Origin of the sequence: Vibrio anguillarum, assembly GCF_003390515.1 — a bacterium.
GTDB lineage: Bacteria > Pseudomonadota > Gammaproteobacteria > Enterobacterales > Vibrionaceae > Vibrio > Vibrio anguillarum.
Map to the genome: position 1 here is coordinate 1,855,343 of NZ_CP031479.1, position 12,542 is coordinate 1,867,884.

General features: G+C 44.6%; 10 protein-coding genes. 5 read left to right on the forward strand and 5 right to left on the reverse strand.

Translation table 11 applies throughout. From position 1 onward, the window contains the following. Positions 1-1,134, forward strand: a complete 1,134-nt coding sequence (nrdB, locus tag DD616_RS12030) for a class Ia ribonucleoside-diphosphate reductase subunit beta (RefSeq protein WP_010318364.1) — start codon at positions 1-3, stop codon at positions 1,132-1,134. Further along, positions 1,134-1,412, forward strand: a complete 279-nt coding sequence (gene yfaE / locus DD616_RS12035) for a class I ribonucleotide reductase maintenance protein YfaE (RefSeq protein ID WP_013857000.1) — start codon at positions 1,134-1,136, stop codon at positions 1,410-1,412. Before nrdB ends, yfaE begins: the two co-directional genes overlap by 1 nt. Before the next feature lie 67 nt (positions 1,413-1,479). Here the strand turns inward: yfaE and DD616_RS12040 are convergent, their stop codons facing one another. Together DD616_RS12040 and DD616_RS12045 are read right to left on the reverse strand one after the other, a co-directional pair. Next, on the reverse strand, positions 1,480-1,734 hold the full coding sequence (locus DD616_RS12040) for a hypothetical protein (protein ID WP_013857001.1): 255 nt from the start codon (positions 1,732-1,734) through the stop codon (positions 1,480-1,482). Between the two features lie 263 nt (positions 1,735-1,997). Then, positions 1,998-3,236, reverse strand: coding sequence for a CinA family nicotinamide mononucleotide deamidase-related protein (locus tag DD616_RS12045; RefSeq protein ID WP_013857002.1), 1,239 nt, complete (start codon positions 3,234-3,236; stop codon positions 1,998-2,000). Between the two features lie 156 nt (positions 3,237-3,392). Between DD616_RS12045 and DD616_RS12050 the strand changes: the two genes are divergently transcribed. The 3 genes from DD616_RS12050 to DD616_RS12060 all read left to right on the forward strand — a co-directional run bounded on the left by DD616_RS12050 (position 3,393) and on the right by DD616_RS12060 (position 7,016). Further along, positions 3,393-4,331: a DUF3943 domain-containing protein gene (locus tag DD616_RS12050; RefSeq protein ID WP_017044301.1), complete on the forward strand. Its 939-nt coding sequence runs from the start codon at positions 3,393-3,395 to the stop codon at positions 4,329-4,331. A gap of 202 nt (positions 4,332-4,533) precedes the next feature. Next, positions 4,534-5,046, forward strand: coding sequence for a glycine cleavage system transcriptional repressor (locus tag DD616_RS12055; protein ID WP_013857004.1), 513 nt, complete (start codon positions 4,534-4,536; stop codon positions 5,044-5,046). Positions 5,047-5,405: 359 nt separating this feature from the next. Continuing rightward, positions 5,406-7,016 (forward strand): methyl-accepting chemotaxis protein, encoded by a 1,611-nt coding sequence (locus DD616_RS12060; protein ID WP_026028013.1) that lies wholly within the window; start codon positions 5,406-5,408, stop codon positions 7,014-7,016. 54 nt (positions 7,017-7,070) lie between these two features. Here DD616_RS12060 and nspC read toward each other — a convergent pair whose 3' ends face one another. The 3 genes from nspC to DD616_RS12075 all read right to left on the reverse strand — a co-directional run bounded on the left by nspC (position 7,071) and on the right by DD616_RS12075 (position 12,418). Further along, positions 7,071-8,204: a carboxynorspermidine decarboxylase gene (nspC, locus tag DD616_RS12065; protein ID WP_208871730.1), complete on the reverse strand. Its 1,134-nt coding sequence runs from the start codon at positions 8,202-8,204 to the stop codon at positions 7,071-7,073. Positions 8,205-8,268: 64 nt separating this feature from the next. Continuing rightward, positions 8,269-9,513: a carboxynorspermidine synthase gene (locus tag DD616_RS12070; protein WP_017044304.1), complete on the reverse strand. Its 1,245-nt coding sequence runs from the start codon at positions 9,511-9,513 to the stop codon at positions 8,269-8,271. Positions 9,514-9,529: 16 nt separating this feature from the next. After that, the gene (locus tag DD616_RS12075; protein WP_208871731.1) at positions 9,530-12,418 is read right to left on the reverse strand and encodes a pyridoxal phosphate-dependent class III aminotransferase; all 2,889 of its coding nucleotides are present in this window, start codon (positions 12,416-12,418) and stop codon (positions 9,530-9,532) included. Between the last annotated feature and the right edge of the window lie 124 nt (positions 12,419-12,542).

Consider the following 12,542-nt stretch of genomic DNA (forward strand, 5'->3'; position numbering starts at 1 on the left):
ATGGCTTACAGTACTTTTTCTCAAAAAAAGAATGATCAACTCAAAGAACCGATGTTTCTTGGCCAATCGGTTAACGTGGCTCGTTACGACCAGCAAAAGTTTGAAATTTTTGAAAAACTGATAGAAAAACAGCTCTCGTTCTTCTGGCGTCCAGAAGAAGTCGACGTATCGAGTGATCGCATTGATTACAACAAGCTTCCAGATCATGAAAAGCACATTTTCATCTCGAACTTAAAATATCAAACGCTACTGGATTCAATCCAAGGTCGCAGCCCTAACGTGGCACTGCTACCGTTGGTTTCGCTTCCTGAAGTGGAAACATGGATTGAAACCTGGTCATTTTCAGAAACAATCCACTCACGTTCATACACTCATATTATTCGTAATATTGTGAATGATCCTGGCATTGTGTTTGATGACATCGTCGAAAATGAACATATATTGAAACGCGCAAAAGACATTGCACACTATTACGATGATCTGATCCAACTGTCTAATGACTATCACCGTTTTGGTGAAGGAACACATCAGATTAATGGTGAGAGCGTCAAAATTAGCTTGGGTGACCTGAAACGCAAACTTTATCTTTGCTTGATGTCAGTCAATGCGTTGGAAGCGATTCGTTTCTATGTCAGCTTCGCCTGCTCATTTGCCTTTGCAGAGCGCGAATTGATGGAAGGTAACGCCAAAATCATCAAGTTGATTGCACGTGATGAAGCTTTGCACCTGACTGGTACACAGCATATGATCAACTTGCTGCGTAATGGACAAGACGATTTCGCCTTCTTACAAATCGCTGAAGAGTGCAAGCAAGAGTGTTTTGATTTGTTCAAAGCGGCTGCTGAACAAGAAAAAGAGTGGGCTGAATATCTGTTTAAAGATGGTTCGATGATTGGTTTAAACAAAGACATTCTGTGCCAATACGTTGAATACATCACCAACGTTCGTATGCAAGCGGTTGGTTTAGATATCGCCTACCCCGGCGCAACATCAAACCCAATTCCTTGGATTAATGCGTGGTTGTCTTCAGACAACGTACAAGTTGCACCTCAAGAAGCAGAAATCAGCTCCTACCTTGTAGGCCAAATTGACAATGAAGTTCGTGCCAATGACTTCGAGGACTTTGAGCTGTAATGGCGACCATTAAAATCAACAAAGTTACAACCATAGAATCAAACTCTTCCAATACTTTATTGGAAAGTATGGAGAGTGCGGGGCTAGAGCCAGAGTACAACTGTCGCGATGGTCACTGTGGTGCCTGTCGCTGCACGCTCGTTAAAGGCGAAGTGGAATACGTTGGTTTTGCGATGGCTTACACAGAGCGCAACGAAATATTGCCCTGTATTTGTAAAGCCAAAAGCCATGTGGAACTTGCTGGTGTTAATTATCGACCCAAAGCAAGGCGAGCCTAATCTCGATCTGCCAATAGTGCACTGTTAACGCATCACACATTGGCGCGTTAAAAAGGTAAAGCCAGAGCTATGCTCTGGCTTTATACATTCCTAGAAGAATGCCATCAGCCGTACCCATTGATACGGATTTGTTAGCGATTTCTCTGCCATCCCCATCAAACAATGAAAGTCTATATCCTTGATAGCTAGGCGTATCTAAGTCTGATGGAGCGTTGAGCCATAAAGAAACAACATCACTCATTTCATTACTCAATGCCTCACCTAAGATCACTTTTTGACTTGCAACTTTATACCAAACTAAAATTTTCGATTGGTTAAACATGTCAGCCTCCTGCTGAATTTCATCGAGCGGACTGACAGTGTACAGAGAAAAGATGTGTAAAAAAGACCCAATTTTGAAACAATTTTATCTGATGCGTGAAATCATGAGCTTAGTCTTTAGACGAAATAATCATAAGCTAAGCACCTCACCGAACCTACGGAATAAGCCAAAAAATCATGCAGTTACCACCCGATACAATTTAAATGCAAAGCACTTAATTATCAACAGCTTAGACTTAAAAATACGCTAACACATTGAGTTGATTAGCCAATGACGCTCGCAGGTAAAAACATCTCTTTGACGGAGATCAATGCCCCATACTGAGCAAAAATAGGCTTATTCGATAAATAGCGGCGTAACATATCAGCCGCGATGGTCCCCATTAACTCCCTCTGCTCATCGGCGCTGTAACGACGCTTGAATTTGAGGATCTGTCCCCACTCTCCCTGCGGAGCCGATAAAGCTAGGCTAAATTGATCATCATTTAATACACCAGTCACAAGCGATAACGAAGTAGAACACTTTTCCTTCGTTGCGCCAGCAAGCGCTAATGACGCCGCGAGTGGATCTTGATCGCCTAAGCCCGATTCAACGTTGCGGCTCAAAATCCAGCAGTGACCGCTCAACGCTTCCACCTGCTCGTTACTTAACAACCAACTGGCGAGCCAACCTTTGGTCGCTTGTTCTGCAATAGAGATCGATAATCCTTTGTCTTGCATTAAATGACCGATATGCGTGAGCATAGGTTCATCGACACTCACAACATGTTGTTCCAAATGCTGGTAGATGATCTGTAGTAGTTTTACTCGGCGTTCTAAATCACTTTTCGGACCAAACAATTTCACCTCAATAAAAGGCAGATAAGAACGATACCCCAGCATATACCCTTCCGGTAAGACTAATTTATCCAACTTATCTGAAATGGCCGATTCCGATGAACCCAGAGTGAATAAACGGCTGCACTCTAATCCCGTTTGTTGTGGGTATGTCGCTAGCAAGTCAGGTAAAATCTGTTCAGAGACCATCAGCTTAAACTCTTTGGGTACTCCGGGGGTGAAATAACAAACACAATCATTAATCTGAACTTTAAAGCCGCAAGCCGTCCCTATTGGGTTATCAATGATGTCAGAGAACTCAGGTAACATCGCTTGTTTGAGGTTACTTTCTGGCATCACAACACCACGCTGCGCAAAAAATTCGTCCAGTTTTTGCTTCCACAGCACAGACAACACCAACTTTTGGTCCGCCGCTTGAGCCGCCGCCGCCGCACTTAAATCATCAGACGTTGGGCCGAGCCCACCATTCACGATCAATACATCATTATTGAAACTGAGCATCAGTAACTCTTCAACCAAGGCTTGCTGGCTATCGCCTACCGTTGATCGTTTTACTAACGAAAAACCCTGCTGGAAGAACTCACTGGATAACCAAGCAGCATTGGTATCGACAATATCGCCATGGAGCACTTCCTCACCCGTGCTTAACATTGCTATTTTCAACATATCATGGTGTCCTTTTGTGTACGCTTACAGGTGTGCTATCAATCAATACGGCAGAGAATAAAGTGCAATATATAACGCTTTGAATGCTATTTTTCTCATAAGTTTCCTTATTTACATAATTTGCTGTTTTCATCACCGCCGCTTTAATAGATAATTGTGATTCTGATCATTAAAAACAAAACTTTGGAGCCCTCCGTGTCAAAGAAAAGCATCATACCATTGATGTTATCGTTTTCGGCTTGTGCTAGTGCCACTGCATACGATTTCAACCAACACATTGAGTTTTCCTATACGGTCGACTGCAATCAAATTTCTTGTTTTAATGACGATCCGAATATTTACCAATCGAACTCTCCATTTTTAGCAAGCTTAGCAGAGTCGCAACCGCTAAACCTTGAAGAGCCCGCGCTACCTAAATATCTTACCGTGCAAGATACAAAAGACTGGGACTATCTCAAAGGCCAAACCTACACCATCTTAGGATTAAGCGTAGCAACCGTTGGCTTAATGACATTTTTGCCTGCATCCATTACCAAATGGGATGAAGAGGATCGCAGCATAAGCGGCATAGGCAGCAAATGGAAAGATAACGTATCATCCGGCCCCACTTGGGATAGAGATGAGCATTATCTCAACTACATTATGCACCCCTACTTTGGCGGCGTTTACTACACAGCCGCAAGACATGCTGGATTTAATGAGTTTGAATCTTTTCTTTACTCTGGTGTTATGTCGACTTTCTTTTGGGAATATGGCGTAGAATCGTTTGCCGAGATACCGTCATGGCAAGACTTGTTTATTACGCCCTTTTTCGGTGCGGTTGTCGGTGAGCTGATGTTTGAAGCGGAACAAGATATTGTTACCACAGGTGGTGAAGTGTTGGGTTCATCGACTCTGGGTGATGTCACACTTTTCTTCCTCAACCCTGTTGGACATATCCATGGCTGGGTATCAAATGCTTGGGGAGGCGATGCCGAAGTAGAATTTAATGGCACACCTTGGTTTGGCAACCAAGATGCCGCAAAGTTTGCTTTGGACTCAGGCGCTAGCTATGATTCGCAATTTTATGGCCTTAATCTCAAAGTCAGTTTCTAAAAAACAGGGCTAAACACAAGGCCAATGCCTAAAGCCAAAGCTATTTTTGTGGCCCAAGTATGAATACTGACAAGCAAGAGACTGCGTAAATGTAAAAAATTGACTCTCATCAAGTCTTATCTAAGATAGGCCTCTACACTGAAGTGAAAGGAATTCAAGATCAACGATTTATCTTTCGTTAGCTTGCTATGGGAGGCCTATTATGAACAGTACTTTTATCGTCAATTTCGTCGGCAGTGCAACACCAGCCACAATTAAACATCTTGCCGCTATCACTCATGAAAATGGTGGAAAATGGTTAATAAGTAAAGTGAACTTTATTGAAAACCAAGTAGCTGCCGTCATTAAAATAGAGTTACCGACCTCAAATGCCGTTATCGTTCAACAAGCATTTAGAGAACAACCCGATCTTCTGGTGCAGATTGTTGATTCTGACGTACATCAACACGAAAAAGAAACGATTTACCAACTGCGGATTGATGCAAACGACCGTGCAGGCATCGTCAACGAAATCACCCACCTTCTTGATAATCAAGGTATCAATATTTTAGATATGGATTGCCAACGCGTTTTTATTGCGGGTGGCGGTGGTGTCAGCTCAAGTTTATTTACCGCCAACCTAGCCATCAAGCTCCCAGCTGCGATACAAATTGAAGACGTAGCCGATGAGCTTGAAGCGCTCAGTGAAGATACGCGCGTGATATTAGAAGTGTAATCTCGTTTACGCCCCCGAAAAAAGGAAGCTGATGCTTCCTTTTTTATCGACCTCACTATCTATTAAGTAAGATTAAAGTTGTGATTCAGTTAACAAAATCAACTAATTGCATTCGCGAAATGACGACCATATTCCAATATTAGAGAGCGGGTAACCATAATTAATCTAAGCCTGCAAATCCTAGATGCCGAATAACTTGAAGACGCCGTCAGATGGATAAACGGATGATTACTAATGAGTATTAACAAACCTTGTGACTCTGGCAATCAAACGTAACCAACATCACGGTAACCTCAAGTACAACAGGTAAACCAATATGCCCAGCAATAAGGTTGGGTTGTTTTAATGGTGGTAACGTCATGTTGAAGCTTGAAAATATTAAGGTCAGCTACAAGCTGACCGCTATTATCGCGGTTGCAATTGTTGGCTTATTGAGCTTACTGTTCATTGCAACTAGCGCGCTGAGAAGTAACTTAGTCGTAGAGCGTGAAGCGAGGTTGAACGCAGTTATCGATACTCTCCTCTCACAAATCTCACACCTTCAGAAAACACTCCCCGAAGACGAAGCTAAATCACAGGCGAAGATACTCATCAACAACACACGTTTTGACAGCAACAACTATCTTTTTGCTATCGATGAGTCTCGTTACACCATTGCCCATCCGATTCGCACTGATTTGGTTGGCAAACAAATGGGAAGCCCAGGAAAAGATACGCAAGGCGAGTTTTGGTTCACTATGGTTGAACTTGGCAAAAATGGTCAACAAGGCACGTTGACATATCCTTGGCAGACGAACAGTGGAACACCCGCAGAGAAATTATCGGCAGTCCACGGGTTTGCGCCGTGGCATTGGATTATCGGCTCAGGCATGCTCATCAATGACATTGAAGAGGCAATCAACAAACAGATCCTCAAGATGGGAGGAGCGACATTGGCAGTTGTGTTTGTGATGGCAACGCTTGGGGTGGTCATCAGCCGAGCCATCATTATGCCGTTAGAGTCAATTAAAGAAGTCATGAAAAAAGTGGCAAGCGGCGATTTAACCGCACAAGTCCCAGTAATGGGAGAAGATGAGATTGGCATTGTGGCATGTCGTATCAATGACAGCGTAAGCGCAGTGCGTTTAGCATTAATCGAGTCGGTCACCTCAGCAAACCTGCTTGCAGAGGCCGCCATTCGCATCGCTTCTTCTGCGGAAGAAACTAGCCAAGCGGTGACCAGCCAACGTGACCAATTAAGTCAGCTCGCAACCGCGATGAATGAAATGAGTGCGACAGTTGCCGATGTTGCAGGCCATGCAGAAGAGACCGCAAGAGACACATTGGATGCCAGCAAAGAAGCTGGCTTAGGCGATAAAGACGTACATTCCAGTGTGGACAGCATTAAAGCGCTCTCAAAAGAGCTGGAAGTGGCTACTGAGCAAGTGCACAAACTCAAAGAAGGCGTGATGCAAATCAGTGAAGTGACCACAGTGATCAGCGGCATTTCTGAACAAACCAATTTACTTGCACTAAATGCAGCGATTGAAGCCGCACGTGCTGGAGAACAAGGTAGAGGATTCGCAGTGGTCGCCGACGAGGTCAGAAATTTAGCTAGCCGTACCCATCATTCCACTGACCAAATCCAAACCACCATTAACCGCTTACAGCAACTGGCCGTTAGTACATCAAACGCGATGCAAAAAAGCCAAGATCTCGCTTATAACAGTGTGGAGCGGGCAGAAAATGCAGGCAGCGATCTTTCCTTGATCGTCAGTCATATTCAGCATGTGAGTGACAAAGCAATTCAAATCGCCACTGCGGCAGAAGAACAAAGTGCAGTGGCCGAAGAAATGAACCGTAACGTCAGTGGCATTAACGATTCAGCATTGGAGATGTCACAATCGGCAAACTATTTGGCAGAAGAGAGTGAAACCTTGGCCGCTCTTTCACGCCAATTAGACGAAAGAATGAAAAGCTTTAAACTCTAAGGTGTGATTTTACAAAAATAGGCCTCACCCACTGTATGGTGAGGCCTATTGTCATCAGTTTACCGACCATTGAGATAATGAACGTTTAAAGTCTTCATAGCCAAATTCATTCAGTTTCTGAAGCTCTCCTGTACTGCGTTGACAATACACGGAAGGCATTTTAAGGCCATTAAACCAATTCAATTTCACCATGGTATAGCCCGCGCTGTCCATGATATGCAACCGCTGGCCAATCGATAATGGCTGTTCAAATGAAGCCACACAAAATTGATCACCCGCTAAGCAAGAACACGAACCAATGACATACTCATGTTCACCGTCCGCACTCGCTTCTAAAATAGCCGCAGGCTCTTTGTAAATCAGTGTGTCTAAACGATGCGCTTCAGTTGCCGAATCAACAATCGCTGTTTTCATGCCATTTTCAACGATATCGACGACAGTCACCACTAAATCAGCCGTTTTCGTGATGATCGCCTCACCCGGTTCAAGATAAAGCTGAACCTGATGCTTTTCTGAAAAGGCCTTAAGCGCTAATGCTAATTTTTCTAGCGGATAACCAGGCCAAGTGAAGAACACACCACCGCCTAGGCTGACCCAATCTAACTTATCCAGATATTGGCCAAAACGCTTAGAGATCGAATCTAATAACGCAATGAACGCATCAGCATCTTTGTTCTCACAGTTCATATGGAACATCACGCCATTGATAGTATCGAACACTGAGTTATCAATGTGGTTTGTTTGAACACCTAAACGAGAAAACTGACGTGCGGGATTGGCAAGATCTTGCCCAGCGTAACTCACGCCGGGGTTTAAACGTAAACCCAATGACGCCTTGCCTTCAACTAAATGACGGTAAGCGGCCAACTGGGATTGCGAATTAAAAATCATTTTGTCGCAAATATCGGCCACTTCTTTAACATCAGCTTCACTGTAGCCAACGCTATAGGCGTGAGTTTCACCACCAAACGTTTCGTAACCTAATTTTACTTCAAATGGGCCACTGCTGGTGGTGCCATCTAAGTAAGGTTTGATGATGTCAAACACTCCCCAAGTAGAGAAGCATTTTAAAGCCAAGACGAGTTTGACACCCGACATCTCTTTGAGCTGCTTCGCGATTTCTAGGTTCGCGATCAACTGTGATTCATCAATCATAAAATAGGGCGTTTGGAGTTCGCTTTTTTGCATCTATTTATCACTCTCAAATTGAAGAAAGCCGACACATCTGCATCGGCTTAACTATCGAAAACTCTTATTTTAGAATTTTAATCTCTGGTTGCCCGATATCGAGCTCTTGAACATGCCAATCCAAACCTAATTTCGGCATCGTTTCTAAAAACAGATCAGGGTCAAGCTGCTCTAGGTTAAACACGCCCGCTTGTGCCCAATGCCCTTGGAAATACTGCAATGCCGCAGTAATGGCAGGAACGCCCGTGGTGTAAGCGATGGCTTGGTGCTCTACATCATGGTATGCCACTTCATGGTCTGCATTATTGTAGATAAAGACACTGCGCTGTTTACCATCCTTCCAACCTTGCACCCAAGTACCAATACAGGTCAGGCCTTTGTAGCCAGGAGCCAAAGAGGTTGGGTCTGGCAGCATCGCTTTAAGCACTTGAAGTGGTTGAACCACAGTACCATCTTGCAGCGTCAATGGGTTTGGACTCAATAAACCAATATCACGCATGCAATTGAAATAGTTGAGATAACGATCGCCAAAACCCATCCAAAATTCAATACGTTTGGCCGGAATAAACTCTTTCATCGAACGCACTTCATCGTGCGACATGGAGTACACCTTGTGCTGGCCGCACTGAGGAAAATCAAATTCTAGCATTCGTGAATGGCAAGGAACACGCTGCCACTGCCCTTCTTCCCAATAGAAAGAGTCGCCTTGAATCTCTAACATATTGGTTTCTGGATCAAAGTTAGTCGCAAATTTCTTGCCGTGATCGCCTGCATTAATGTCCATCACATCAATACTGTCGATTTCGTCAAAGAGGTGCTTCACCGCATACGCGGCAAACACGCTGACCACGCCCGGGTCAAAACCAGCACCGAGAATAGCGGTAATGCCTGCTTGCTTAAATTTTTCACGAAATGCCCATTGAGGATCATACGCTTCAGGCACTTGTTGACCTTCAGAGCAAAGGTCAACAGCAACCGATGTATCTAGATAGGAAACCTTGGCTTGATAACATGCTTCCATGATTGGCACATTTACCCAAGGAGGGCCAGCGTTGATCACAAGATCAGGCTGGACTTCTTTAATTAATGCAACTAACGAGGCTACGTCATCCGCCTTGACGGTGCGTGCCTCAAGTTTTTTAGTTGGATCTTTAAGGTTATTTTTTCCTTTGATCGATTCAATGATCTTCTCGCACTTTTCAAGAGTACGAGAAGCAAGAACAATATCACCGAGTATGTCGTTGTTTTGGGCCGCCTTATGTGCGACAACCCAGCCAACGCCTCCCGCGCCAATTTGTAAAATAGACATGGTTGTTTGTATTCCTTTATGCCTTGGCTAGCTCAGAGGCTAGTGCTTCAATCTTATTAAGTAATGCTTTGAAATCTGACAGTTGTAAGCATGGGTTTAAAATGGTGAATTTAAGCGCTGTTTTGCCATCCACAATCGTCTCGCCCAACACCGCGACACCACGTGTCAATGCTTCTAAACGCAACGCTTTGTTCAACCCGTCAAAATCTACCGCTTGTTTATCCACGGAACGGAATAACACGGTGGAGAGAGCAGGCTCAGCCAAGAGTTCAAAAGCATCGTGATGCTGAACTAAATCTGCCACTTGCAGTGTTTGTTCTAGCAGATGATCGTACATTTCACCCAAAGCCTTAGGGCCTACGTTTTGCATTGTCATAAACACTTTCAATGCATCAAAACGCTTGGTCGTAGAAATAGATTTATCCACCAAGTTTGGCAGTTCATCATGTTCACGGTTAAGGTAATCCGCATGATGCAGTAGATACTTGAAGTGACTTTTATCTTTGAGCAACACCGCGCCACAACTGATCGTTTGGAAGAACAATTTATGGAAGTCGACGCTGACCGAGTGCGCACGCTCAACGCCTTGCAAACGTGCTTTATGGCTACTTAGAACCAATGCGCCGCCGTATGCTCCATCCACATGCATCCATAGATCATGTTGCTGTGCTACATCCGCAATCGTCGACAGATCATCAATCGCACCGTGATCCGTTGTGCCTGCCGTTCCAACAATAGCAAAAGGAATAAGACCTTCCGCTTTCGCTTGTGCAACAACCGCTTCCAGTTTGGTGACATCCATTGTGCCGTTTGGATTCGCATCAACCGCCAAAATGGCTTTCTCGCCCAACCCCATCCAAGAGGCCGATTTTTGCACGGTGAAATGCGATTTTTTCGAGCACACAATACGCAGCTTATCGGCATACTCAGGTAAGCCCAGCTTTTGAATAGAGTGACCACTTAATTTATCGGCAATCCAATCACGAGCTAACATTAAACCCATTTGGTTACTTTGCGTGCCACCACTGGTGAAAATACCATCCGACTGAGCGCCGAGTTCGTATTTCTCACACATCCAATCAATCACTTTCTGTTCAACATAGGTAGCAGAAGACGATTGATCCCATGAGTCCATGGACTGGTTTAATGCACCAATCATCGCTTCAGCCACTACTGATGGCATCAAGGGTGGCGTGTGCAGGTGAGCAATACAATCTGGGTGTTGAACGATAATGGAATTTTTGGCTACCAGATCTGCCATTTCAGAGATCACATCCTTCAATGGCGCATTTTTGTTATCCAAATCTACTGCGTAAATCGCTTCTTCAAGCTGCTTTGGATCCAAACCTGAATAAGGCGCTTTGGCTTGTTCAAAAACAGCTTTCATCGCAGAAGTGGCATGGTTCATCACATCGGCAAATTCATTGCTGCCCATTTCACCGGTTTGGATAAAATGCTTCTTCCACGCTTGATTTTCTGGCTCTGGATCTTTCTCGCCGCCACCTGCGGCTAAAATCGCCGCCTCAAGAGTGCGCAGGGCAAAATCGATCTGCTCGAATGAGATGATAATCGGTGGTAAGAAACGAATAACGGATCCTTCACGGCCACCTTTTTCAACCATCAACCCACGCTCAAGTGCTGCGCGTTGGATAGCGAGTGTTAATTGACCATCGGCCATTGGCTCGCCAAATTTGTTCATTTCACCGTTTGGTTTACGAATCTCGAGGCCGAGCATCAAACCTTTGCCACGAACTTCCGCAATACAATTCACGCGGCGTTGAATCGCTTCAAGACCTTGGCGTAGGTACTGACCCGCGACATTAGCGTGTTCAACGAGGTTATCACGTAAAATAATTTCTAACGCTTTCGCACCAGAAACCATGGCCAATTGGTTACCACGGAACGTGCCTGTGTGCTCACCCGGTTTCCAAGTATCGATCTCTTTCTTGAACACAAGAATAGACATTGGTAGACCACCACCAATGGCTTTAGATAAGCAAAGAATATCAGGACAAATACCAGACTCTTCAAATGCAAAGCGGTAACCCGATTTACCCACGCCACATTGAATTTCATCGAAAACTAATAAAATACCGTGTTCATCACAGATACGGCGTAGCTCACGCAGCCAGAATGCTGGAGCGGGAATGACGCCTCCTTCACCTTGAACAGGTTCAACAATAATGGCCGCCGGTTTCATGATGCCTGCTTCGTCATCGTTCAGCAGACGTTCGATGTAGCGAATGCTCGCTTTGGCACCTTCATCGCCCCCTAAACCAAACGGGCAGCGCAAGTTGTATGGGAATGGCATAAAATGCACATCCGACATTAACCCTGTGCGACGAGCTTTAGTATTCAGGTTGCCCATCATGCCCATCGTTCCGTTGGTCATACCGTGGTAAGCACCGCGAAACGCAAACATGGTGTTACGACCCGTTGTCTGCTTCACCAGCTTGATAGCCGCTTCAACGGCATCCGCACCAGAAGGTCCACAAAATTGAATCGCGGAATTTTTTGCAAACTCTTCAGGCAAAAATGCTTTTACTTGCTTGATGAATTTGTCTTTAGCGTGCGTTGTCATATCCAATGTCTGATATGGCAGACCTGAATCTAACTGCTCTTTCAGTGCTTGATTGATCTCAGGATGGTTATACCCAAGCGCCAACGTTCCCGCGCCCGCTAAGCAGTCGAGGAAAATTTGTCCGCGCGTATCTTCTACTAACGCACCATAAGCTTGCTTGATGGCAATCGGTAGACGGCGTGGGTATGAACGAACTTCAGATTCATGCTCAATTTGATCGAGTAGAATTTGGTCCGGTGTGAGATCATAAATACCTTCAACAACAGGTACCTGAGATGAAAAAATGTTTGCGATAGTGTTATCGACTTCAAAGGCTGTGCTCATTTCCCTTCCCCTTGAATGTGAAAATTTCCGCCTATTTCCTTGGTTTGGTTTGAATATAAGGAAATATGACATAGCAATAAGCTCCGTATTAGCCAAAGGGCAAAAACGGAAATTGGTTCATTGT